21 protein-coding genes are annotated in these 23,268 nt (G+C 68.8%); 10 read left to right on the top strand and 11 right to left on the bottom strand.

The window, feature by feature from the left end; genetic code table 11:
- Positions 1-159 precede the first annotated feature (159 nt).
- The 4 genes from ACQCSZ_RS08995 to ACQCSZ_RS09010 all read left to right on the top strand — a co-directional run bounded on the left by ACQCSZ_RS08995 (position 160) and on the right by ACQCSZ_RS09010 (position 3,637).
- Positions 160-1,128, top strand: coding sequence for an ABC transporter ATP-binding protein (locus ACQCSZ_RS08995; RefSeq protein ID WP_427007667.1), 969 nt, complete (start codon positions 160-162; stop codon positions 1,126-1,128).
- Complete coding sequence (locus tag ACQCSZ_RS09000) at positions 1,125-1,928, top strand: ABC transporter permease (protein ID WP_427007668.1); 804 nt, start codon at positions 1,125-1,127, stop codon at positions 1,926-1,928. Before ACQCSZ_RS08995 ends, ACQCSZ_RS09000 begins: the two co-directional genes overlap by 4 nt.
- A 7-nt stretch (positions 1,929-1,935) precedes the next feature.
- Complete coding sequence (locus tag ACQCSZ_RS09005; RefSeq protein ID WP_427007669.1) at positions 1,936-2,880, top strand: COX15/CtaA family protein; 945 nt, start codon at positions 1,936-1,938, stop codon at positions 2,878-2,880.
- A 112-nt stretch (positions 2,881-2,992) separates the two neighbouring features.
- Positions 2,993-3,637, top strand: a complete 645-nt coding sequence (locus ACQCSZ_RS09010) for a DedA family protein (protein ID WP_427007670.1) — start codon at positions 2,993-2,995, stop codon at positions 3,635-3,637.
- A 118-nt stretch (positions 3,638-3,755) separates the two neighbouring features.
- Here the strand turns inward: ACQCSZ_RS09010 and ACQCSZ_RS09015 are convergent, their stop codons facing one another.
- Entirely contained in the window at positions 3,756-4,718 is a 963-nt protein-coding gene (locus tag ACQCSZ_RS09015; RefSeq protein WP_427007671.1) for a heme o synthase, read from the bottom strand.
- A 531-nt stretch (positions 4,719-5,249) separates the two neighbouring features.
- On the opposite strand from ACQCSZ_RS09015, the gene tkt reads away from it, so the two are divergent.
- The 6 genes from tkt to pgl all read left to right on the top strand — a co-directional run bounded on the left by tkt (position 5,250) and on the right by pgl (position 13,525).
- Positions 5,250-7,367: a transketolase gene (gene tkt / locus ACQCSZ_RS09020; RefSeq protein WP_427008291.1), complete on the top strand. Its 2,118-nt coding sequence runs from the start codon at positions 5,250-5,252 to the stop codon at positions 7,365-7,367.
- A 66-nt stretch (positions 7,368-7,433) separates the two neighbouring features.
- The gene (gene tal / locus ACQCSZ_RS09025; protein WP_427007672.1) at positions 7,434-8,552 is read left to right on the top strand and encodes a transaldolase; all 1,119 of its coding nucleotides are present in this window, start codon (positions 7,434-7,436) and stop codon (positions 8,550-8,552) included.
- 5 nt (positions 8,553-8,557) lie between these two features.
- Complete coding sequence (locus ACQCSZ_RS09030) at positions 8,558-10,192, top strand: glucose-6-phosphate isomerase (protein WP_427007673.1); 1,635 nt, start codon at positions 8,558-8,560, stop codon at positions 10,190-10,192.
- A 15-nt stretch (positions 10,193-10,207) separates the two neighbouring features.
- Entirely contained in the window at positions 10,208-11,779 is a 1,572-nt protein-coding gene (zwf, locus tag ACQCSZ_RS09035) for a glucose-6-phosphate dehydrogenase (RefSeq protein ID WP_427007674.1), read from the top strand.
- Positions 11,776-12,717, top strand: a complete 942-nt coding sequence (locus ACQCSZ_RS09040; RefSeq protein WP_427007675.1) for a glucose-6-phosphate dehydrogenase assembly protein OpcA — start codon at positions 11,776-11,778, stop codon at positions 12,715-12,717. Before zwf ends, ACQCSZ_RS09040 begins: the two co-directional genes overlap by 4 nt.
- The gene (gene pgl / locus ACQCSZ_RS09045) at positions 12,707-13,525 is read left to right on the top strand and encodes a 6-phosphogluconolactonase (RefSeq protein ID WP_427007676.1); all 819 of its coding nucleotides are present in this window, start codon (positions 12,707-12,709) and stop codon (positions 13,523-13,525) included. Before ACQCSZ_RS09040 ends, pgl begins: the two co-directional genes overlap by 11 nt.
- Here the strand turns inward: pgl and ACQCSZ_RS09050 are convergent.
- From ACQCSZ_RS09050 to rapZ, 10 genes are all read right to left on the bottom strand, one after another.
- Complete coding sequence (locus tag ACQCSZ_RS09050; protein ID WP_427007677.1) at positions 13,478-13,873, bottom strand: RNA polymerase-binding protein RbpA; 396 nt, start codon at positions 13,871-13,873, stop codon at positions 13,478-13,480. The two genes, pgl and ACQCSZ_RS09050, sit on opposite strands and share 48 nt — an antisense overlap.
- A 309-nt stretch (positions 13,874-14,182) precedes the next feature.
- Positions 14,183-15,739 (bottom strand): IS1182 family transposase, encoded by a 1,557-nt coding sequence (locus ACQCSZ_RS09055; protein WP_427007678.1) that lies wholly within the window; start codon positions 15,737-15,739, stop codon positions 14,183-14,185.
- A gap of 73 nt (positions 15,740-15,812) precedes the next feature.
- On the bottom strand, positions 15,813-16,070 hold the full coding sequence (gene secG, locus ACQCSZ_RS09060) for a preprotein translocase subunit SecG (protein WP_427007679.1): 258 nt from the start codon (positions 16,068-16,070) through the stop codon (positions 15,813-15,815).
- Between the two features lie 48 nt (positions 16,071-16,118).
- Positions 16,119-16,934, bottom strand: a complete 816-nt coding sequence (gene tpiA / locus ACQCSZ_RS09065; RefSeq protein ID WP_427007680.1) for a triose-phosphate isomerase — start codon at positions 16,932-16,934, stop codon at positions 16,119-16,121.
- Between the two features lie 137 nt (positions 16,935-17,071).
- The gene (locus ACQCSZ_RS09070; RefSeq protein WP_427007681.1) at positions 17,072-18,298 is read right to left on the bottom strand and encodes a phosphoglycerate kinase; all 1,227 of its coding nucleotides are present in this window, start codon (positions 18,296-18,298) and stop codon (positions 17,072-17,074) included.
- Between the two features lie 10 nt (positions 18,299-18,308).
- Complete coding sequence (gap, locus tag ACQCSZ_RS09075) at positions 18,309-19,319, bottom strand: type I glyceraldehyde-3-phosphate dehydrogenase (RefSeq protein ID WP_427007682.1); 1,011 nt, start codon at positions 19,317-19,319, stop codon at positions 18,309-18,311.
- Between the two features lie 266 nt (positions 19,320-19,585).
- Positions 19,586-20,209: a superoxide dismutase gene (locus ACQCSZ_RS09080; RefSeq protein WP_427007683.1), complete on the bottom strand. Its 624-nt coding sequence runs from the start codon at positions 20,207-20,209 to the stop codon at positions 19,586-19,588.
- A gap of 104 nt (positions 20,210-20,313) precedes the next feature.
- Positions 20,314-21,294 (bottom strand): DNA-binding protein WhiA, encoded by a 981-nt coding sequence (gene whiA, locus ACQCSZ_RS09085; protein ID WP_427007684.1) that lies wholly within the window; start codon positions 21,292-21,294, stop codon positions 20,314-20,316.
- Positions 21,295-21,304: 10 nt separating this feature from the next.
- Positions 21,305-22,324: a gluconeogenesis factor YvcK family protein gene (locus tag ACQCSZ_RS09090; protein WP_427007685.1), complete on the bottom strand. Its 1,020-nt coding sequence runs from the start codon at positions 22,322-22,324 to the stop codon at positions 21,305-21,307.
- The gene (gene rapZ / locus ACQCSZ_RS09095; RefSeq protein WP_427007686.1) at positions 22,324-23,247 is read right to left on the bottom strand and encodes an RNase adapter RapZ; all 924 of its coding nucleotides are present in this window, start codon (positions 23,245-23,247) and stop codon (positions 22,324-22,326) included. Before rapZ ends, ACQCSZ_RS09090 begins: the two co-directional genes overlap by 1 nt.
- Positions 23,248-23,268 lie beyond the last annotated feature (21 nt).

The following is a 23,268-nucleotide window of genomic DNA, read 5'->3' on the forward strand; positions in this document are numbered from 1 at the left end:
CACAATCATGTCGTAATTTACTCCCGCGATCCAGTAAGGCATGGCTTCCCTCCTTCCGCCGGAAGAGCGGCCGGGAAGAGCGGCGGGAAGCGACGCGGGAAATTCGGCCGCGGCCCCCGGCCCCGGCCTGCCGCGTACTACATCACGTAGAATGCTTTGGTGCGATCCCCCGAATCCCCCGTCCTGTCCATCAGCGGGCTAGTCAAGGATGTAGGTCCACTGCCCACCCTCGACGGCAAGATGCTGCGGGTGGTCAGCGGCATTTCCCTCGTTGCCGAACGCGGGCAGATCACCGCGCTGCTGGGGGCCAACGGTGCCGGCAAGACGACCACCATCGAGTGCGCCCAGGGCCTGCAGAAACGCACCGCCGGCAGCATCAGCCTGCTCGGCCAGGATCCGGATACGGCCGGCGCCGGACTCCGGGCACGCGTCGGCGTGATGCTCCAGGACGGCGGGCTCCCGCCGTCGGCCCGCCCGGTTCCGCTGCTTGAGCACATCGCCGGCATGTACCAGGACCCGTGGCCGGTGGCGGACCTGATCCGGCGCCTGGGCATCGACAGCTTCAGCCGGACCTCGGTCCGCCGCCTGTCCGGCGGGCAGAAGCAGCGGCTCGCCCTCGCCGCGGCCCTGGCCGGCAACCCCGAGGTGCTCTTCCTGGACGAACCGAGCGCCGGCCTGGACCCGCAGTCACGCCAGCTCGTGTTCGAGCTCATCGCCGAACTCCGCGACCGCGGCATGGGGATCATCCTCACCACCCACCTCATGGACGACGCCCAGCGCCTCGCCGACTACGTCTACATCATCGACGCCGGCCGGAACGTGGCCGAGGGCACCGTGGCGCAGCTGCTGGCGCACGAGCTGCAGCCCGGTGCCGGCGAACAGCACGTCAGGACCCTCCTGTTCGACGCCGACCCGGGACTGGACTTCACCGGCGTGCTGCCCGACGCCGTCGACGTCAAGGAATCCCGCGCCGGAAGCTACGCGGCCACCGGCGCCCTCACCCCGGCCGATCTGGCCGCCCTCACCGCCTGGTGGGCGGCGCGCGGCATCATGCCCGGCTCCATGAGCCTCGAGGCCCGCAGCCTGGAAGACGTCTTCCTGGACATCTCCGGAAGGGAAATCCGATGAACCCCGTCCCTGGCCGTTCTTCAGCGGACACCACCTCACCGGGCAGCCCGTCACCGGGCGGTGCCCCGGCCCCGCTCCTGCGCCGGATCCTGCTGCAGGGCCGGTACGAGACCATCACGATGCTGCGGAACGGCGAACAGCTGATCCTCGCCGTCGTCCTGCCGCTGCTGGCCATGGTGGGGCTGACCGTGACGCCGCTGCTGGACGGGCTCGGTGCCAGCCGGATCAACGTCGCCGTCCCGGGCATCCTGGCCCTCTGCGCCATGTCCACCGCCTTCACGGGCCAGGGCATCTCCACCGGCTTTGACCGCCGGTACGGCGTCCTCCGTTTCCTCTCCACGACCCCGCTGGGCCGCACCGGACTCATCGCCGGCAAGGTGCTCGCCGTGCTGGCGGTCCTGCTCCTGCAGGTCCTCGTGGTCACCGCCGTGGCCCTGCCGCTGGGCTGGCGGCCGGACCCGCTGGGCTGGCTGCCCGGGCTGGCGCTGCTGGTGCTGGGCGCTGCGTCCTTCACGGCGCTGGGGCTGCTCGTGGCAGGCACCGTCCGGCCGGAGGCGACGCTGGCGATCACCAACCTGCTGTGGATCCTGCTCGGGGCCCTCGGCGGCATCGTCATCCCCTCCGAACGGCTGCCCGCCCTCGCCCAGGCCGTGGTGCATTTCCTGCCTTCGGGCGCGCTCGGACAGGCGCTGAGGGATGCCTTCCTGCACGGCAGCATCAACGCCGGTTCCGTCATTGTCCTGCTGCTCTGGACGGCGCTTGCCGGCGGCGCAGCAACCCGTTGGTTCAAGTGGAATTGAGAAAACTGTGAGCACGGCGTCCCGCCCTCCCCGGATCGTCTCCCGGATCACGTCCCGGTTGCCCCTGACCGTCGACAAGACGGTGAAACGGCTGGCGGTGCTGTCCCTGACCGGCCAGACCGTCCTCGTCGTGACCGGCGGCGCCGTCCGGCTCACCGCCTCGGGCCTGGGCTGCCCCACGTGGCCGCGCTGCACCGACACTTCCCTCGTCAACACCCCGGAAATGGGCATCCACGGATTCATCGAATTCGGGAACCGGCTGCTCACGTTCGCCCTCGCCGTCGTCGCGGTGATGATGCTGGTGTACCTCTGGAATCTCCGCAGGGAACGCCGCGACCTCTTCCTGCTCGCCTTCGGCCTGCTCGCGAGCATCCCGGCCCAGGCCGTCCTCGGCGGCATCACGGTGCTCACCGGACTCAACCCGTGGGTGGTGGGACTGCACTTCCTGGTCTCCATGGCGCTCGTGGTCCTCGCCACGCTGCTCGTCAACCGGGCCTACGGCCGGACCGGCAGGTTCCGGGAACAGCCGCTGCCGGCACTGCCGGGCGCCGCGCGTCCGGTGATGGCCGCCGTCGCGCTCATCTCCGCCGTGGCGGTGTGCCTCGGTGTCGTCGTGACCGGGGCGGGCCCCCACGCGGGCGACGCCGATGCGCCGCGCAACGACCTGGACTGGGACCTTTTCTCGCACATCCATGCCGTGCCGGCCTACCTGGTCACCGCCGGGGCGCTGTTCGGCGTGTTCCTGGTGCTCCGCGGCCGGATTGCGGGACCGTTCCGCACCGCCGTGTTCCTGCTGCTCGGCGTCACCGTGCTGCAGGCCGCCATCGGCTTCACCCAGTATTACAACGGCATCCCGGCGTTGCTCGTCGGGGCCCACATGCTCGGCGCCGCACTGCTGATGAGCGCCGCGACCAACACCGCAGACCTCGCCCGTTCCAGCCCGGTGGAATAGATTTGTGAAATAGCCTGGTAGCCGGCGGACGGCCGCTGAGGCAGCACTGCCGCGGCACGGCCGCCGGGCCCGGCCCCGGACCCGGAGCCATGGGCAGAGGAGGGCGCTGACGGTGAACGCGTTCCTGGAAGGCGTGCTGAACATCAGCCCCGGCCTGGCCTTCACGATCGTGGGATGCCTGGTCTTCGCCGAGGACGCCCTCTTCATCGGATTCCTGATCCCGGGCGAGACCGCCGCGGTCCTGGGCGGCGTGGTCGCCAGCCGCGGGGAGGCCGCCCTCTGGGCCATGATGCTGGTCGTGGTCCTGGCCGCGGTGACCGGCGACACCGTCGGCTACGAGGTGGGCAAGCACCTCGGGCCGCGCTTCCTTGATTCCCGGGCCCTGCGGAAACGCCGGGCGAAACTGGAGGCGGCCCAGGACTTCCTGCGGCGCCGCGGCGGATCCGCCGTCTTCCTCGGCCGCTTCGTGGCCTTTTTCCGGGCCGTCATGCCGGCGCTGGCCGGGAGCTCACGGATGCACTATCCGCGGTTCCTGGCCTTCAATGCCGCCGGGGGCCTGGTCTGGGGGGCCGGCTGTGTCCTGCTCGGGTTCTTTGCCGGCAATTCCTACGAGGCCGTGGCGAAGGCCGCCGGGCGGGACGTCACCGCCGGCGTCGTGCTGGCCGCCCTGGCCGCCGTCGTGGTCTGGCGGATCCGCAAGGCCCGGCGCGGGAACCGGGAAGGGCGACGGCGGGGCGCTGCGGCGGATCCGCAATAGGCAGGATCTGCGGGAGCGTCAATGGTTTCGGTGCGGAACCTTGTGGCCCGGGCCTCCGGCGCGGCGCCTCGTGGGGCGGGTTTCGCGTCGCCAGCGTCCCGGGGACGGCGGAGGACCGCTAGCGGCCCATGACGGCCGGACCCACGAACGGGTCCACGGCCAGGGCGATGAACAGCAACGTCAGGTAGCTGATGGAGCCGTGGAAGACCTTCATGGCGCCCTTGTCGGAGACGTCCCCGCCCTGGGCGCGGGTGTGCAGCGCGTGGGATTCGTAGAGGAACCAGGCACCGGCGGCGACGGCGGTGACGGTGTAGACCCAGCCCGCGCCGCCGGCCGGAACCAGCAGCAGCGAGCACGCCACCATGGCCCACGCGTAAAGGACCACCTGCACCGAGACCACCTTGGCGCCGGCGATCGCCCCGAGCATCGGCACGTTGGCGTTGCGGTAGTCCTCGCCGTAGCGCATGGAGAGCGGCCAGTAGTGCGGCGGCGTCCACAGGAAGATCACCATGAACAGCACGACGGCGGGCCACTCAACCGTGTTGGTCACGGCGGCCCAGGCAATCAGCACGGGGAAGCAGCCGGCGGCTCCGCCCCAGACGATGTTCTGGGCGGTGCGGCGCTTGAGGATCATCGTGTAGATGACGACGTAGAAGACGATGGCGCCGAGCCCCAGCCAGGCCGAGAGCGGATTGGCGCCGAACCAGAGGATCGCGATTGCCGCGGCGCCCAGCAGCCAGGAGAAGACGAGGGCTTCGCGCGGCGTGACCTCGCCGGTGACCAGCGGCCGGTTCTCGGTGCGGTGCATGAGCTTGTCGATGTCGCGGTCCAGGTAGCAGTTGAAGGCACCGGCGCTGCCGGCCGCGAAGGCCCCGCCCACGAGCGTCGCCAAGATCAGCCCGACCGAGGGGAAGCCGCGCTGCGCGTAGATCATGGTGGGCAGCGTGCTGACCAGCAGGAGTTCGATGACCCGGGGTTTTGTCAGCGCCAGATACGCCTTGGCTTTGCGGGCGAAGCCGGTTCTTCCCGGGACAGGGGAGGCGTTCAGCGGCGTATCTGTTGTGCTCACGGTGGCAGTCACTCTGTTCTGTCTGGCTGTTCAGTCCGGCTGGTTTCGCAGCGGCCGGGCGTCCACGCTCACTGCGCGCGGGTGTCCTCGCCGCCGTCGGAAGCCACCACCCATCATACCGTGGTGCCGCAGCCGGCGGAGCCGCATGACAGCCCGCATGACCGCCCGCATAACAGCCGGGAGAACCGTCCGCAGGACAACGGGAGACGGGTGCCGTGATTCCGCCAGGTTAACGCGGGCTCACCGCAGCCGCGGCGGTCAGTGATTCATATAAGCGAAAATCCGGTCCAATAGGTGAGATATGCGCTGCCCGGATAGTGGAAAAGGGCTAAGCTATCTGCAGATCAGCGCACACGGGCGATTGCCGGAATCGGCGGCCCTGCATGTGCACATGTGCCTTTGCGCGTGCGACTGAATGATAGATCAACGTTTCGATGGTGAACGGCTGGTACGAACCGCAGCGGGCACCGAACTGTGCCCGGGGCAGGACCGGCCGTACCACTCGCCGTCAGCACAGAGAGGGGCCCGGTTTTCGTGCCACATTTGGAAGAGCAAGAACTGTCATGGACCACCTTGGACCAGCGCGCGGTGGACACTGTCCGCGTGCTGGCCGCGGACGCGGTGGAGAAGGTCGGCAACGGCCACCCCGGCACCGCGATGAGCCTGGCTCCGGCCGCGTACCTCCTCTTCCAGAAGATGATGCGGCATGACCCGGCGAACCCGGACTGGCTGGGACGGGACCGGTTCATCCTGTCCCCCGGCCACACCTCGCTCACGCTGTACATCCAGCTGTTCCTCTCCGGCTACGGCCTGGAGCTGAAGGACCTGGAGGCGCTGCGGACCTGGGGCTCGCTGACCCCGGGCCACCCGGAATACCGGCACACCGCCGGCGTGGAGATCACCACCGGCCCGCTGGGCCAGGGCCTGGCCTCCGCCGTCGGGTTCGCGTACTCCCAGCGCCGGATGCGCGGCCTGTTCGACGCCGACGCCGCGCCGGGCGCCAGCCCGTTCGACCACACCATCTGGGTGATCGCCTCCGACGGCGACCTGCAGGAAGGCGTCACCTCCGAGGCCTCCTCCCTCGCCGGGCACCAGGAGCTCGGGAACCTCGTGGTCATCTACGACGAGAACCACATCTCCATCGAGGACGACACCGACATCGCCTTCACCGAGGACGTCCTGGCCCGCTACGAGGCCTACGGCTGGCACACCCGGCGCGTGGACTGGACCAGGACGGGGGAGTACAAGGAGGACGTGCAGGAACTGCACGCCGCCCTCGTCGCCGCCAGGGCGGAGACGGGCAAGCCGTCCATCATCTCGCTGCGCACCATCATCGGCTACCCGGCACCGAAGAAGCAGAACACCGGCAAGATCCACGGCTCCGCGCTCGGCGCCGAGGAAGTCAAGGGCGTCAAGGAGATCCTCGGGTTCGACCCGGAGCGGGCTTTCCAGGTCGACGACGACGTCCTCGCCCACACCCGGGCAGTGCAGGAACGCGGCGCGGACACCCGCCGCGCATGGCAGGAGAGCTTCGAGGCCTGGCAGGCCGGCAACCCCGAGGGTGCCGCGCTGCTGGAACGTGTCGAGGCCCGCAAGCTTCCGGCCGGGCTCGACGCCGCGCTGCCGGTCTTCCCGGCCGGCAAGGACGTCTCCACCCGCGCCGCCTCCGGCAAGGTCCTGAACGCCATGGGCCCGGTCATGCCGGAGCTGTGGGGCGGCTCCGCCGACCTCGCCGAGTCCAACAACACCACCATCGAAGGATCGGCCTCGTTCGTTCCCGCGTCCAAGCAGACGGACGCCTGGAAGGGCAACCCCTACGGCCGGGTGCTGCACTTCGGCATCCGCGAGCACGCCGCGGCGGCGATCGTGAACGGCATCAGCCTGCACGGGGCGACCCGGGCGTTCTCCGGCACGTTCCTGATCTTCAGCGACTACCAGCGCCCGGCCATCCGCCTCGGCGCCCTGATGGGCGTCCCGTCCCTGTACGTCTGGACGCACGACTCCATCGGCCTCGGCGAGGACGGCCCCACCCACCAGCCGGTGGAGCAGCTCGCCAGCCTCCGCGCCATCCCGGGCCTGGACGTCGTCCGCCCCGGCGACGCCAACGAGGTCGCCGCAGCCTGGAAGGTCATGCTCGAAAACCACGGGAACCCCGCCGGCATCGTGCTGACCCGCCAGAACATCCCCACCTACGCCCGCGGCACCGGCGACGCCGACGGCGACACCTTCGGCTCGGTTTCCGGCGTCGCCAGGGGCGGCTACGTCCTCGCCGAGGCATCGAAGGACGGCAGGACCGCCGAAGCCCGGGTCATCCTGATCGGCACCGGCTCCGAGGTCCAGCTCGCCGTCCATGCCCGCGAAGCCCTGCAGGCCGAAGGCATCCCGACCCGGGTCGTGTCCATGCCCTGCGTGGAATGGTTCAACAAGCAGGACGCCGCCTACCGCGAAGCGGTCCTGCCCGCCGCGGTCAAGGCACGCGTCTCGGTCGAAGCCGGGCTCGCCCTGGGCTGGAAGGAATTCGTCGGCGACGCCGGCCGTTCCATCAGCCTCGAGCACTTCGGCGCCTCGGCCGACTACAAGCGGCTCTTCCAGGAATTCGGCATCACCGCCGAAGCCGTCACCGCCGCCGCCAAGGAATCCCTCGCCACCCTCACGGCCTGATCCACCCGATCCCCCCGCGGGCCCACGGACTCACGTTCAAGGACCCAGACTTCCAGGAGTTGTGAAATGACTACCACCCCCACCCAGCAGCTGTCCGACGCCGGTGTCTCCATCTGGCTCGATGACCTCTCCCGCAACCGCCTTAACACCGGCAGCCTGCGCAAGCTGATCGAAGAGAAGAACGTCGTCGGCGTCACCACGAACCCGAGCATCTTCCACGCCGCCATCACCACCGGCCACGACTACGACGCCAAGATCAAGGAACTGGCAGCAGCCGGTGCCGGCGTCGAGGAGGCTGTCTTCGCGATCACGACGGCCGACGTCGCCGATGCCTGCGATCTCTTCGCCCCGGTGGCCGCCGCCACGAAGGGCGTCGACGGCCGCGTTTCCATCGAGGTGGACCCCCGTCTCGCCTGGGACACCGCCGCCACCATCACCGAGGCCAAGGAACTGTACGGCCAGGTCAACAAGGAAAACGTCCACATCAAGATCCCCGCCACCATTGAAGGCCTCGAAGCCATCACCGCCACCCTGTCGGCCGGCATCAGCGTGAACGTGACCCTGATCTTCTCCCTCGAGCGGTACCGCGCCGTCATCAACGCCTTCCAGGGCGGCCTCGAGCAGGCCAAGGAGAACGGCCACGACCTCTCCAGGATCCACTCCGTGGCATCCTTCTTCGTCTCCCGCGTGGACACCGAAATCGACAAGCGGCTCGACGCGATCGGCACCGACGAGGCCCGCGCCCTGAAGGGCAAGGCCGGCGTCGCCAACGCCCGCCTGGCGTACCAGATCTACGAGGAGCTCTTCTCCACCGAACGCTGGGGCCTGCTCGCCGACGCCGGCGCCCTCCCCCAGCGCCCGCTGTGGGCCTCCACCGGCGTGAAGGATCCGGCGTACCCGGACACCCTGTACGTCACGGAACTCGTCGCCCCCGGCGTCGTGAACACCATGCCGGAGAAGACCCTGGACGCGACGTTCGACCACGGTGCCGTCACGGGGAACACCATCACCCGCGGCTACGACGACGCGAACGCCACCCTCAACGCCCTCGACGCGCTCGGCATCTCGTACAACGACGTTGTCGCGGTGCTCGAGTCCGAGGGCCTGGACAAGTTCGTCGCCAGCTGGAAGGAACTGCTGGGCGACGTCGAGGCAGCCCTTGCCGCCGCACGGAAGGACGCCTGAACCACATGACGACTCTCAGCTACGACGCCTCCGGCGCAGCCCGCCAGGCGCTCGACCAGCACCTGCCCGCCCTGCTCGAGGACAAGGTCGCCACCCGGATCTTCGCCAAGGACGCCACCCTGTGGGGTCCCGACGCCGAGGCTGAGGCCTCCGTCCGGCTCGGCTGGGTGGAGGCGGCCACCGTCTCCGCGCCGCTCGTGGCTGACATCCTCGCGCTCCGCGACGCGCTGCGGAACGAGGGCGTCACCCGGATCGTCCTCTGCGGCATGGGCGGCTCGTCCCTGGCCCCCGAGGTCATCGCCGGGACCGCCGGCGTCGACCTGACGGTGCTGGACAGCACCGACCCCGAACAGGTCGCCGCCGCCCTGGCGGACCGGCTCACGGAGACGGCCATCGTGGTGTCCTCGAAGTCCGGCTCCACCCTGGAAACGGATTCCCAGCGGCGGATCTTCGAGCACGCCTTCACCGAAGCCGGTGTCGACGCGAAGAGCCGGATCATCATCGTCACGGATCCGGGGTCGCCGCTGGATAACGCGTCCCGCGAGGCAGGCTACCGTGCCGTGTTCAACGCGGACCCGAACGTCGGCGGACGCTACTCCGCCCTCACCGCGTTCGGGCTCGTCCCCTGCGGCCTGGCCGGCGTCGACATCCAGGCCTTCCTGGACGAGGCCGAAGAAGCCGCCGAGGTCCTCAACGATGACTCCGGCGAGAACATCGGCCTCGCCCTGGGCGCCGCCCTGGGCGGCACCAACCCGCTGCGCAACAAGATCGTGATCGCCGAGGACGGCTCGGGGATCGTGGGCTTCGCGGACTGGGCCGAGCAGCTCATCGCCGAATCAACGGGCAAGCTGGGCACCGGCGTGCTGCCGGTCGTCGCCGGGCCGGCCTCGCCGGAGGCCACCCTCGGCGCACCGGATGTGCTGGTCATCCGGCTCGTCGCCGCGGACGCCGACATCGAGCTTGGCGAACACGAGGTCGCGATCGCCGGCGGCCTGCCCACCCAGATGATGGCGTGGGAATTCGCCACCGCCGTCGCCGGGCGCCTGCTCGGCATCAACCCCTTCGACCAGCCCGACGTCGAGGCCGCCAAGGTGGCCGCCCGCGGCCTGCTCGACGCCCAGCCGGAACCGGTGCCGGCGGCCTTCACCGACGGCGCCATCGAGGTCCGCGGCGGCGACTGGCTCGGCAGCCCGGCCACCGCAGCGGAAGCGGTCAGCGCCCTGCTCGCCGAACTCGGGCCGGACGGCTACCTCAGCGTCCAGGCCTACCTGGACCGCCTCGCGTACGCCCCGCTGGAAGGCGTCCGGGACCAGCTGGCCGCCATCACGGGCCGGCCCGTCACCTTCGGCTGGGGCCCGCGCTTCCTGCACTCCACCGGGCAGTTCCACAAGGGCGGACCGGCCATCGGCGCCTTCCTGCAGGTCACCGCCGCGTCACCAACGGATCTCGCGATCCCGGACCGCCCCTTCACCTTCGGGGAGCTGATCTCGGCACAGGCCGCCGGGGACGCCCAGGTCCTGTCCGAACACGGCCGGCCCGTCCTCCGGCTGCACCTCACGGACCGGGCGGCCGGCGTCAAGCAGCTGCAGGACCTCGTCACGACGCTGGCCGGCCAGGCAGCGCCCACCCCCGAAAGCTAAGGCACGCACCCCACCATGCCAGAAACCCAGAACGCCAGCCGGCCCGGGACGCGTTCCGGACAATCAGGGCGTAATCCGCTCCGGGATCCGCGCGACCGGCGGCTGAACCGTATCGCCGGTCCGTCGTCCCTGGTCCTCTTCGGGGTCACGGGCGACCTTGCCCGCAAGAAGCTCATGCCCGCCGTGTACGACCTGGCGAACCGGGGGCTGCTGCCCCCGAGCTTCGCCCTGGTCGGCTTTGCCCGGCGGGACTGGGACAACGAGGACTTCGCCGCCGAGGTCGAGGCCGCGGTCCGGGCCTACGCCCGCACCCCGTTCGATGACATGGTGTGGAAGCAGCTGTCCCAGGGCATCCGGTTCGTCCAGGGCGAGTTCGACGACGACGCCGCCTTCGAGCGGCTCGGCGACACGATCAAGGAACTCGACGAAACCCGGGGAACGCGGGGGAACCACGCGTTCTACCTGTCGATCCCGCCGAAGGCCTTCGAACTGGTCTGCCGGCAGCTCTCGAAGCACGGCCTGGCCCAGGCCGAGGGGGATAAGTGGCGGCGGGTGGTGATCGAGAAGCCGTTCGGGCATGACCTGGCATCGGCCCGGCAGCTGAACGACATCGTCGAGTCGGTCTTCCCGCCGGACGCGGTGTTCCGGATCGACCATTATCTGGGCAAGGAGACGGTGCAGAACATCCTGGCGCTGCGTTTTGCGAACCAGCTGTTCGAGCCGTTGTGGAACGCGAACTATGTGGACCACGTCCAGATCACCATGGCCGAGGACATCGGCACCGGCGGCCGCGCCGGGTACTACGACGGCGTGGGCGCGGCCCGCGACGTCATCCAGAACCACCTCCTGCAGCTGCTCGCGCTGACCGCGATGGAGGAACCCATTTCCTTCAACGCCGATGACCTGCGCGCGGAGAAGGAAAAAGTCCTCGCCGCGGTCCGGCTCCCCGAGGACCTGTCCGCCCACTCGGCCCGCGGGCAGTTCGCCGGCGGCTGGCAGGGCGGCGAGCAGGTGCTCGGTTACCTGGAGGAGGACGGCATTCCGGCCGATTCGACCACCGAGACGTTCGCCGCGATCCGGGTGGACATCCACACCCGCCGCTGGTCCGGGGTGCCGTTCTACCTCCGTGCCGGCAAGCGGCTCGGCCGCCGGGTGACGGAGATCGCGGTGGTATTCAAGCGGGCACCGAACCTGCTGTTCCGTGACCACGCCGAGGACGACTTCGGCCAGAACGCCGTGGTGATCCGGGTCCAGCCCGACGAGGGCGCCACCATCCGCTTCGGGTCCAAGGTCCCGGGCACCCAGATGGAAGTCCGCGACGTCACGATGGACTTCGGCTACGGCCACTCCTTCACCGAATCCAGCCCGGAGGCCTACGAACGGCTCATCCTGGATGTGCTGCTCGGCGAACCGCCGCTGTTCCCCCGCCACGCGGAAGTGGAACTGTCCTGGAAGATCCTGGACCCCTTCGAGGACTACTGGGCCTCGCTGCCCGGACAGCCCGAACCCTACGCCCCCGGCAGCTGGGGCCCCGCCTCCGCCGACGAGCTGCTGACCCGTGACGGACGAACCTGGAGAAGGCCATGATCGTAGACCTGCCCGACACCACGACCTCGAAGATCTCCAAGAAGATCATGGCCCTGCGCGAGGCGGGCGGCGTGATCGCCTTGGGCCGGGTCCTGACCCTTGTGGTCGTGACCAAATCGGGGCTGGAAGAGGAGGCCATCGAGGCCGCCAACGAGGCCAGCCGGGAGCACCCCTGCCGGATCATCGTGCTCGCCGACGCCGGCGCCTCGGCCCCGACGCGGCTGGACGCCCAGATCCGCGTCGGCGGGGACGCCGGCGCCTCCGAGGTGATCCTGCTCCGCGGCTACGGTGAACTCGCCCGGGAAAGCGAATCCCTCGTCGCGGCCCTGCTGCTGCCGGACGCCCCGATCGTGGCGTGGTGGCCGCACGGCGCCCCGGACAACGCCTGCCAGACCTCCATCGGGCGTATCGCGCACCGCCGGATCACGGACTCGGCCAACGAGGCCGACCCCCAGGCGGCACTGGACACCATCCGACAAACCTACAAGGCCGGCGACACGGACCTGGCCTGGACGCGCCTGACCAACTGGCGCATCCAGCTCGCCGCAGTCCTGGACCAGGCCGACGGCTCCCCCGTCACGGCCGTCGCCGTCGAAGGCGCCTCCGACTCCCCCAGCACCATCTTGCTCGCCGCCTGGCTCACCATGGCCCTGGACGCTCCCGTCACGATCGTCGCGGACCCCGCCGGCACCGGGATCCGGCGCGTGCGCCTGTCCCGGAGCAGCGGCGACATCCAGCTGTTCCGGCCCGGCCTCACCGTCGCGGAACTGACCCAGCCCGGGCAGCCCGCGCAGCGGATCTCCCTGCCGCGCCGCAGCCTCAAGGACTGCCTGGCCGAAGAACTGCGCCGGCTCGACCCCGACGAGGTGTTCGGCGAAGTGATTACCATTGGACTGCCACGTACCAACCTAAGGAGTGTCCGTCCCAGTGAGCGCTGACCCCAGAGTAAGCATCCATCCTGACTCGACCGTCCTCCTGGCTGCGATCGCGGCCCGGCTGATCACCAAGCTGGTGGACATCCAGGACAAACACGGCGAGGCAACGGTGGTGCTGACCGGGGGCTCGGTGGGAATCGGCTCGCTCAAGGCCGTGGCCCAGTCACCGGCGGCGCCCGCCGTCAACTGGTCCAAGGTGAATTTCTGGTGGGGTGATGAGCGCTTCCTGGCCGCGGACGACGCCGACCGCAACGCCCGGCAGGCGTCCGAGGCGCTGCTCTCGCACATCGACGTGGACCCGGCCCGGGTCCATGAGCCGGGATCAGCCGATGACTTTGACACGCCCGAGGAGGCCGCCGCCGACTACGCCCGGCGGCTCGTCGAGGCGGCCGCCGCCGAGCACGCCGCGGACATGTCCGACGGGCGCACGGAGAACCCGGGCCGGCTCCCCCGCTTCGACATCGTCCTGCTGGGCGTGGGCCCGGACGCCCATGTGGCGTCCCTGTTCCCCGAGCAGGCCGGCATCCGGGAGAAGGAACTCACGGTGGTGGGGGTCCGGAATTCGCCCAAGCCCCCGCCCGGCAGGGTCTCGCTGACGCTGCCGGCGATCAACACGGCCGCGGAAGTCTGGATGGTGGTGGCCGGTGATGACAAGGCCGGCGCCGTGGGGCTGGCCCTGGCCGGAGCCAATCCGGTGCAGGTTCCCGCGGCGGGCCCGCGCGGCCGGAACCAGACGCTGTGGCTGATCGACGAAAACGCCGCCTCACGGGTCCCGGAGCAGCTCGTCCGGAAGGGTCCCTCGGGCGCGTAGCCGCTCGAGCGCTCCGGCCAGCGCGTCTTCGGCGTCCTGGCTGGAGCGCCGTTCCTTAACGTACTCCAGATGGCTTTTGTAGCCCTCGCCGGGAATGTCCTCAAGGGCGAACTGCGCCTCGTCGCGCGTGGCCGTACCGCCGCAGCGGCGGCAGTCCCAGACGCCGGGGATCTGGTCCTCGGGCAGCCGGGCGAACACCAGCGCCGTCTCGTGGCCCTTCGAGCACCGGTAAGCGACTTGGATCCGGGGCTGGCGCAGGACCGTGCCCTTCAGCGGCTCGCGCCCGGGCGATGCCCCCTGGGTGGCTCCTACACGGACACCCTTGAATCCGGAAGCAGAATGCAGCATCGGGAACTCCTGGCTACGTAGCTGGTGGAATGGTGCAGGCCATCAGCGACAGTCTAGTTCGGAGTTCCCGATGCCGGGAGTGCCGCCGCAGCGGCTGTATGAAGTTTTGGAAGAAATGCCTAGGAGCCTGCTGATTTAGGCGGATCTATGACGCCCGGGTTTTCCGGAGGGCCATTTTTTGCGCCGGAGCCGGACGCCGGTTGGGGCGCTGCGGGGCTGAAATCCTGGTCCGTCGCCGGTCCTGGGCGCTCGCGGGGCTTCTGGCCGCCGTTCAGGCCGGTCTCTGCGTGGCGGTCCTGGTCCGGGGTGTTATCCAAGTGCCCACGTCCCGTTCCGGCCGGTCAATCCGAGGTTGAGGAGTCGTTTGAGGTTGATTGCGGCAGCATGGGTGATCCACCAGGCATTATTCTTGGTGACCCCGCGGTAAGGGACGCGTCTGGCTCCGCGGGTCATCCACGCGATCGAGCGTTCGACCATGGGCCGGTGTTGCCGGTAGTCCGCCAGGAACTCCGGGTCAGTAGCCTTGGCCCGGTGTTCACGGCGGAGCCGGTCGTGGGGGTGGATCAGCATTTTCCGCCCGGTCTTCGCCGTCGTGCACTGCTCCATCAAGGGGCACGACGGGCAGGCACTGCCGAAACTTGCCCGTCCTTTCGCACTGATCGGGCGGGTGATCTTCGCCGGACACGTCACGGTGTTCGCGGCATCGTCGATGGTGAAGTCATCGACGGTGAACCCGTCGGGGACGGCACGGCCAAGGGGCATCGGTTTGATGATCGGGGCGTGCCCGGCGGCCGTGAGAGCGGCCAGCAAATCACCGCTGCCATACGCCGAATCACCCAAAACGTCGACCTGTCCGTTTCCGATGCTGGTGTCGGCGGCAATGAGTTCGGCACCGCGGGCCGCGTCGCTGTTGTCCGGGCCGGCCGCTTTCGTCAGGGCCGCGGCGGTGACCAGGCCGGTCTCGGGCTCGATCACGATGTGGCTTTTGAACCCGTCGATCTTCTTCTGCCGGCTCTTATGCGCGTGCCGGGCTTCCGGGTCAACGGTGGAGATGACCCGGTCCGGGGCGACCTTGCGGGCGATTCTCCACCGCCCGTCCGTGCCATCGGACCCTTCGGCCGGCTCGACGTCCTGCCCGGCAACCAAGGCCAGCAACGCCACCGTTTCCTGCTGCGCCTCCTCGAGGGACTCCGCATCAATGGTCGACAGCAGCACCAGCGCGTCTGTGACCAGCCGTGATACGAGATCATCACGGGCACCCTTGTCATCCCAGGCGATATCCGGTTTTCCCGGTTTGGCATAATCATGGCCGGCCAGACCCGCTACCACCAGGTCCGCGCCGGGGATTTCCCGGCCGACCCGGCGGATCTGCGCGATCAGCTGGGTGACCGTGTCCTGCCGGGCCACCGCGTCCTCAAGGATTGTCGAATCAATGGCCCGGCGCCTGCGCCCGGAGAGCGCACCCGAGCCGGCGATGACCTCCCTGACGGCCTCGAAAATCCGGTGCGGACGGTCACTTTCCGCCAGGCGCCGGCGCCAATACGTTAACACCGTCGGGTGGAACGCGCCCTGATCCAGGCCGAACCCGCACGCCGCCTTCCACCGCAGGTCAAACGTCAAGGCCTCGGCCGTTTCCCGGTCCGAAAGATTGTGCAGGGTCTGCAGGACCATGACCGAAGCGATCACGTCCGCCGGGGTCGACGGGCGGCCCCGACCGGAGGCAAACAGGTCCGCGAACGCGTCATCCGGGAACAGTTCGTGCCGGTGCTCGGCGAGAAACCTGAACACCGACCCGGCCGGGAGCATATGCCCCGCCAGAGCATCGACATCCAAAAGCTGACGCTGACCATCATCACGACCCTGCATGCACCAAGTCTTAACCATCCCCGGGCATCCGCCCGAAGGCGCGCCTTAAGGTGCCGGATTAATCAGCGTCCTCCTAGGAATCGCCGCCGGTGCTGAACCGCATGAGCAGGCCCAGTCCGATGATGACCACGCCCCAGGTGATGCCCAGGATGATCGTGAACCGGTTGAGGTTCCGCTCGGCAACGCCGGAGGAGCTCAACCCGGAGCTCATGCCGCCGCCGAACATGTCGGACAGGCCGCCTCCACGTCCCTTATGCAGCAGGATGAGCAGGGTCAGCAGGAGGCTGGTGATGCCCAGGAGCACCTGGAGGATCACATGAAGAACGTCCACGACGGCCTTTCAGAAGATTTGGATTGCGGGGGCCACGCTGTGTCCGGACTAATCCGTCAACAGGTGACTCTCGAACCTGACAATATTAGCAAACTCGGCGGCGTCCAGGCTGGCACCGCCGACCAGCAGTCCGTCCACGTCGCGTTCCTTGAGGATGGAGGCGGCGTTGTTGGCCTTGACCGAACCGCCGTAGAGGAGGCGGGTCTTGCCGGCAATGTCCGCGCCGAAGAGGGAGGAGAGCTCGGCGCGGAGGGCGGCGCACATTTCCTGGGCGTCCTGGGGGCCCGCGACTTCGCCGGTGCCGATGGCCCAGACGGGCTCGTACGCGACGACCAGTCCGGCGGCCTGCCCGGCGGTGAGGCCCTCGACGCCGGCACGCAGCTGGGCGAGCGTATGTTCGACGTGGGTTCCGGCCTGGCGGATTTCGAGGCCTTCGCCGACGCACAGGATGGGGGTGAGGCCGTGGCGGAACGCGGCCTTGGCCTTGGCGTTGAGCACGCCGTCGGACTCGTTGTGGATGGTGCGGCGTTCGCTGTGGCCGACGAGGACGTACGTGCAGCCGAGCTTGCCCAGGAACTGTCCGGAGATGTCGCCGGTGTAGGCGCCGGAGTCGAACTGGGAGAGGTCCTGGCCGCCGTAGACAAGCTTCAGCTCGTCGCCCTGGACCAGCGTCTGGACGCCGCGGAGATCCGTGAACGGCGGGAAGACGGCGACCTCCACCCGGCTGTAGTCGTGCTTGGCGTCGGACAGGGTCCAGGCCAGCTTCTGCAGGAGGGTGATGCCCTGGACATGGTCCATGTTCATCTTCCAGTTGCCTGCGATGAAGGGCGTGCGGTCGAAGGTGCCGTTGGTTGACGTTGTCACGTGATCTCCATAAGGTGCCGGTCAGGAATGCTGCTACCGGAATGCTTGCAAAAAGGTGTGGGGATGGAACCGCCCGTGCGGTGGACAGCCGGCAGGGCGCCCCCATCGTTGTGGAGGCACCCTGCCGGCCGGTGGACTTAGCGGTCCAGGACGCTCAGGCCCGGAAGTTCCTTGCCTTCGAGGTACTCGAGGCTGGCGCCGCCGCCGGTGGAGATGTGGCCGAACTGGTCATCGGCGAAGCCGAGGGTCCGGACCGCTGCGGCGGAGTCGCCGCCGCCCACGACGGTGAACGCCCCGGTCTCCGTGAGCGCCTGGGCGATGGCCCGGGTGCCGGCGGCGAAGGCGGCGAACTCGAACACGCCCATGGGGCCGTTCCAGAACACCGTTTTGGCGCCCTTGATCCGGTCCGCGAAGGCCGCTGCCGATTCCGGCCCGATGTCCAGTCCGATGCCCTGGGCGCCGAAACTGCTGCCTTCGATCGCGTCGGCACGGACCGTCTCGTGGTCGGCGTCGGCGGCGAACCTGCTGGCCACCACGACGTCGGTGGGCACCACGAATTCGGTCCCGGCGTCCGCGGCCCGCTTGAGGTAGTCCTGGACGACAGGGATCTGGTCTGCTTCCAGCAGGCTTCCGGCGACCTTATGGCCGGCGGCTGCGAGGAAGGTGAACAGCATGCCGCCGCCCACCAGGATCGTGTCAGCCTTGCCGATCAGGTTGTCGATGACGGCGAGCTTGTCCGAGACCTTGGAGCCGCCGAGCACGACGGCGTAGGGGCGCTGGGTGTCCGTGGTGAGCTTGCGCAGCACCTCCACCTCGGTGCGCACCAGATCCCCCTGGTAGGACGGCAGCCGGGTGGCGACGTCGTAGACGCTGGCATGCTTGCGGTGCACGGCGCCGAAGGCGTCGTCCACGAACGCCCCGTTGGAGCCCGTCAGCGCCACCAGTTCGTCCGCGAAGGCGCCGCGTTCGGCGTCGTCCTTGGACGTCTCACGGGCATCGAACCGCACGTTCTCCAGCACGACGGCTTCGCCGTCCTGCAGTCCGGCGGCGAGTTCCTTCGCCGACGCACCGGCAGTGTCTTCCGCGCGGGAAACCTTGAACGGGGCGAGTTCGGCCAGCCGCGCGACGGCGGGCCGGAGCGAGTACTTGTCCTCGGGGGCGCCCTTGGGGCGGCCGAGGTGTGCTGTGACCAGCACACGGGCACCGGCGTCCGTCAGCTTCGCCAGCACTGGCAGGGAGGCCTTGATGCGGCCATCGTCAGTCACTGTAGAGCCGTCGAGCGGCACGTTCAGGTCACTTCTGACCAGAACGTACCGCCCGCGGACACCATCAGCGATCAGTTCGTCGAGGGTGTGGAATGTCATGTGTCTTACCCTAGCCCAGCTTGGCTGCGACGAGCTCCGTGAGGTCCACAAGACGGTTGGAGTAACCCCATTCGTTGTCATACCAGGCAACAACCTTGACCTGGTTGCCGATCACCTTTGTCAGGCCGGAGTCAAAAATGGACGACGCGGGGTCCCCGACGATGTCCGAGGAGACGATCGGGTCCTCGGTGTAGGTCAGGAAGCCTTTGAGCTCCTTCGACTCGGATGCCGCCTTGAGCGCCGCGTTGACTTCCGCGACGGTGGTCTCGCGGGAGACCGTGACGGTCAGGTCCGTGGCCGAACCGGTCGGGACCGGGACGCGGATGGCGTAGCCGTCCAGCTTGCCCTTGAGCTCCGGCAGGACCAGGCCGATTGCCTTGGCCGCACCCGTGGAGGTGGGGACCATGTTGATGGCGGCGGCGCGGGCGCGGCGGAGGTCCTTATGCGGGCCGTCCTGCAGGTTCTGGTCGGCGGTGTACGCGTGGATGGTGGTCATCAGGCCGCGTTCGATGCCGAAGGTGTCGTTGATGACCTTGGCCAGCGGGCCGAGGCAGTTGGTGGTACACGAGGCGTTGGAAATGATGTGGTGCGCGGCCGGGTCGTACAGCCCGTGGTTGACGCCCATCACGATCGTGATGTCCTCGTCCGAGGCCGGAGCCGAGATCAGCACTTTTTTGGCGCCGGCGTCGATGTGCTTCTGCGCGTCGGAAGCCTTGGTGAAGAAGCCGGTGGACTCGATGACGATGTCGACGCCGAGCTCACCCCACGGGAGCTTGGCCGGATCGCGCTCGGCGAGGACCTTGATGATGCTGCCGCCGACGACGAGGTTTCCCTCTTTGACCTCGATGGACTCCGCCAGGCGCCCGCCCACGGAGTCGTACTTGAGCAGGTGGGCGAGGGCTTCCGGGCTGGTGAGGTCGTTGACAGCGACGATCTCAAGGTCCGCGCCTTGCGCGAGGGCGGCGCGGAAGTAGTTGCGGCCGATGCGGCCGAAGCCATTGATACCAATACGGGTGGTCACGTTTTCAGTCTCCTTGGTGCTCTTGCGAACACGACTAGTTGAGTCGGGCGTTCAAGCCAACTAACAGATCCCGCACGCCATTGGGCAGAGATGATTAACAGATCGGAGGGCGACCAGCCACATTGCTGAAGGCTAACCGCCTTCCGTGACCTATCTTACGTTTAACGGGGTCTGCCCCCGCAAGTGCGGGGGCAGACCCTCCACGATTCGGCGTCAAAAGCCGCGAATGTGAAGTTTGTTACAGGCGGATGTGCGCTGCATCACCCTTAGAGGGTAATGAGGCCGCTCGCGTTTTTGCGGGCCGCGTCGAAGCGCTTGGCGACGTCGGCCCAGTTGACGATGTTCCAGAAGGCCTTGACGTAGTCGGCCTTGACGTTGACGTAGTCCAGGTAGAAGGCGTGCTCCCACATGTCCAGCATCAGCAGCGGGGTGGTGCCCAGTGCCACGTTGCCCTGCTGGTCGTAGAGCTGCTCGATCACGAGGTTTCCGCCGATCGGCTCGTAGGCCAGGAAGCCCCAGCCGGAGCCCTGCAGGCCCAGTGCCGCCGCGCTGAACTGGGCGCGGAAGGCGTCGAAGGAGCCGAACGCGTCGTCGATCGCGGCCGCCAGCTCGCCTTCAGGCTTGTCGCCGCCGTCCGGGGAGAGGTTCTTCCAGAACACCGAGTGGTTGATGTGGCCGCCGGTGTGGAACGCCAGGTCCTTGGACAGCCGGTTGATGTTCGCGAAATCGCCCTTTTCGCGGGCCTCGGCCAGCTGCTTCAGGGCATTGTTGGCGCCGGCCACGTAGGCGGCGTGGTGCTTGCTGTGGTGCAGCTCCATGATCCTCGCGGAAATGTGGGGCTCCAGCGCTGCATAGTCATAATCGAGGTCTGGCAGTACGTACTCGGTCACAAAATCCTCCAATGTCGTGGACGGCTGTCCGGGGTTGGTAACTCTCGGATTGTGCATCCGGATGGTTGGGCATCCGGAAGTTTCTTGTCGATTCTAGGGGGCGGTCAGTCGTCGAGCATTTCCGGCGTCACATTGGCTTCCGTGCCGGGGATGCCGAGGTCCTGTGCCCGTTTGTCCGCCATGGCCAGGAGCCGGCGGATCCGGCCGGCGATGGCGTCCTTGGTCATGACCGGATCCGCGAGGCGGCCCAGCTCGTCCAGGCTGGCCTGCTTGTGGGCCACCCGCAGCTCACCGGCGTACTTGAGGTGGCGGGGGACGTCGTCGCCGAGGATCTCCAGGGCCCGGTCAACGCGGGCGCCGGCGGCGACGGCGGCCTGCGCGGAGCGGCGCAGGTTGGCGTCGTCGAAGTTTGCGAGCCGGTTGGCCGTGGCGCGGACTTCCTTGCGCATGCGGCGTTCCTCCCAGACCATCAGGGCGTCGTGGGCGCCCATCCGGGTCAGCAGCGCGGCGATGGTGTCGCCGTCGCGGATCACGACGCGGTCCACTCCCCTGACCTCGCGGGCCTTCGCCTGGATGCCGATGCGGCGGGCAGCGCCGACGAGGGCCAGGGCGGATTCGGGGCCGGGGCAGGTGACTTCCATCGCGGAGGAACGGCCGGGCTCCGTGAGGGAACCGTGCGCCAGGAACGCGCCGCGCCAGACTGCTTCGGCGTCGGCGGCGGATCCGTTGACCACCACCGAGGGGAGGCCGCGGACCGGACGCCCCCGGGCGTCGAGGAGGCCGGTCTGGCGGGCGAGGGCTTCGCCGTCGCGCACCACCCGGATGACGTAGCGGCTGCCGCGGCGCAGGCCGCCGCCGGAGACGACGATGATCTCGCTCTGGTGCCCGTAGACCTCGGCGATGGCGGCGCGTAGCCGGCGCGCGGTGGAGGCGAGGTCGACTTCGGCTTCGATCACGATCCGGCCGGAGATGATGTGCAGGCCGCCGGCGAAGCGGAGCATCGCCGACACTTCGGCCTTGCGGACCGAGGACTTCTTGATATCCAGACGGGAAAGTTCTTCCTTGACTGATGCTGTCAGTGCCATGGCACCTTTCCTAACTGTTCCCGAAAATGTCGTGGTACGCCGTTGCCAGACGCAGTGGGTCGTGGATCGGACGGCGGCTCGACGCCCCTACTTTACCCAACACGACCTCGGCACCCAGCATCGCGGCCGCCCGCTGGAAATCGGGCAGGTCCGGCACCGACGCCGGATCCGCCAGGACGACGTCGATGCTGAACTCCGGCGCGTACTCCCGCAGCACGCGCAGATGGTCCGCCGCGGACATGCCCGAGGTCTCCTTGGTGTCCGTGGCCAGGTTCATCGTGAGGCAGCGCCTGGCCGCCGTGTTGCAGAGCGCCTCGCGGATCTCCGGCAGCAGCAGGTGCGGCAGCACGGACGTGTACCAGGAGCCCGGGCCCAGGATCACCCAGTCGGCCAGTTCGATCGCGGTGAGCGCCTCGATGCAGGCCGGCGCGTCCTCGGGCAGCAGCCGGACTTGCTCCAGGGACCCGGCCACCGCGCACTTCGCCTGCCCGCGCAGGGTCTGCAGCACCGAGGTGCCGTCCGGCGCCGTGACGCGGACCTGGCCCTCGATGGTCAGCGGGACGCTGGACATCGGCAGCACCTCGCCGCGGGCGCCCAGCAGGGCGCCGGCCCATTTGAGGCCGGCCACGGTGTCCCCCAGGAGCTCCCACAGGGTCACGATCAGCAGGTTCCCCATGGCGTGCTCGTCGAGGGACCCGCCGCGGCCCTTTCCCGGCTTGAAGCGGTGCTGCATGACATCGCGCCAGGTGCGGCCCCAGTCCGTGTCGTCGCACAACGCCGACAGCGCCATGCGCAGGTCTCCGGGCGGGAGGACGCCGTACTCCTCGCGGAGCCGGCCGGAGGAACCGCCGTCGTCCGCGACGGTGACGATCGCGGTCAGTTCGGAGGTGAGCAGGCGCAGGGCGGACAGCGAGGCGGACAGGCCGTGGCCGCCGCCGAGGGCCACGACGGAGGGGCCCTTGTCCTGCTGGCTGGCGAACGCCGCGCTGGCCGGCGGGACCAGGGGCAGCGGACCGGTGAGGAGCGCCATTATTCCCTGCCCAGGTCGCGGTGCGTGGTGGTCACGGTGACGCGCGGGTACTGCGCCAGCCGCCGGGACAGCTCGACGGCGACCGCCACCGAGCGGTGCTTGCCGCCCGTGCAGCCGACGGCGATCGTGGCGTAATGCTTGTTCTCGCGCCGGTAGCCGTCCAGGACTGGCTCCAGGGCCAGGACATAGCGCTCCACGAACTCCTTCACGCCCTGGGCCTCCAGCACGTAGTCGCTGACGTCCTTGTCCATGCCGGTGTGGGGGCGCAGCTGCGGCACCCAGTGCGGGTTGGGGATAAAGCGGGCGTCGGCCACGAAGTTGGCATCGACGGGAAGCCCGTACTTGAAGCCGAAGCTCATGACGTTCAGGCGCAGGGCCACCGGTCCGGTTTCGCTGAACAGTTCCGTGATGGCGGTCGCGAGGCCGTGGACGTTCAGCGCCGACGTGTCCAGGACGATGTCGGCGTAGTCCCGGAGTTCGCGTACCAGCTCGCGTTCGGCCCCGATGCCGTCGAGGATCCGGCCGCCGCCCTGCAGCGGGTGGGGGCGCCGGCCCTGCTCGAAGCGGCGGACCAGGACGTCGTCGTTGGCGTCGAGGAAGAGCACCCGGAAGGTGGCGCCGCTCGCCTCAAGGTTGCGCAGGGCGGTGCGGATGTCCGCGAAAAGGTCCTTGCTGCGGACATCCATCACGACGGCGAGCTTGGAGATGGAGCCTGGCGCATGGGAGACGATTTCGGCCAGGGTGCCGAGCATCTGCGGCGGAAGGTTTTCCACGACGTACCAGCCGTGGTCCTCGAGGGCGTCCGAGGCGGTGCTCCGGCCGGCTCCCGACATCCCCGTCACCACGAGCAGTTCCGCCTCAACGGGTTTGACCGGCGTCATGCCGTCCGTCTCCGGTCCGGATTCCGCCGTCGAGTCTGCCATCTGTGAAGCCCCATTCTGCTG

The sequence above is a fragment of the Pseudarthrobacter sp. H2 genome (assembly GCF_050157045.1).
In the GTDB taxonomy this organism is placed as follows: Bacteria; Actinomycetota; Actinomycetes; order Actinomycetales; family Micrococcaceae; genus Arthrobacter.

Bases quoted from the DNA above. Each gene is read 5' to 3' on its own strand.
- ACQCSZ_RS09070 (WP_427007681.1), bottom strand. From the start codon at position 18,298: ATGACATTCCACACCCTCGACGAACTGATCGCTGATGGTGTCCGCGGG.
- ACQCSZ_RS09050 (WP_427007677.1), bottom strand. From the start codon at position 13,873: ATGCTGCATTCTGCTTCCGGATTCAAGGGTGTCCGTGTAGGAGCCACC.
- ACQCSZ_RS09040 (WP_427007675.1), top strand. From the start codon at position 11,776: ATGATCGTAGACCTGCCCGACACCACGACCTCGAAGATCTCCAAGAAG.
- ACQCSZ_RS09030 (WP_427007673.1), top strand. From the start codon at position 8,558: ATGACGACTCTCAGCTACGACGCCTCCGGCGCAGCCCGCCAGGCGCTC.
- ACQCSZ_RS09055 (WP_427007678.1), bottom strand. From the start codon at position 15,739: ATGCAGGGTCGTGATGATGGTCAGCGTCAGCTTTTGGATGTCGATGCT.
- zwf (WP_427007674.1), top strand. From the start codon at position 10,208: ATGCCAGAAACCCAGAACGCCAGCCGGCCCGGGACGCGTTCCGGACAA.
- rapZ (WP_427007686.1), bottom strand. From the start codon at position 23,247: ATGGCAGACTCGACGGCGGAATCCGGACCGGAGACGGACGGCATGACG.
- ACQCSZ_RS09000 (WP_427007668.1), top strand. From the start codon at position 1,125: ATGAACCCCGTCCCTGGCCGTTCTTCAGCGGACACCACCTCACCGGGC.
- tal (WP_427007672.1), top strand. From the start codon at position 7,434: ATGACTACCACCCCCACCCAGCAGCTGTCCGACGCCGGTGTCTCCATC.
- ACQCSZ_RS09090 (WP_427007685.1), bottom strand. From the start codon at position 22,324: ATGGCGCTCCTCACCGGTCCGCTGCCCCTGGTCCCGCCGGCCAGCGCG.
- whiA (WP_427007684.1), bottom strand. From the start codon at position 21,294: ATGGCACTGACAGCATCAGTCAAGGAAGAACTTTCCCGTCTGGATATC.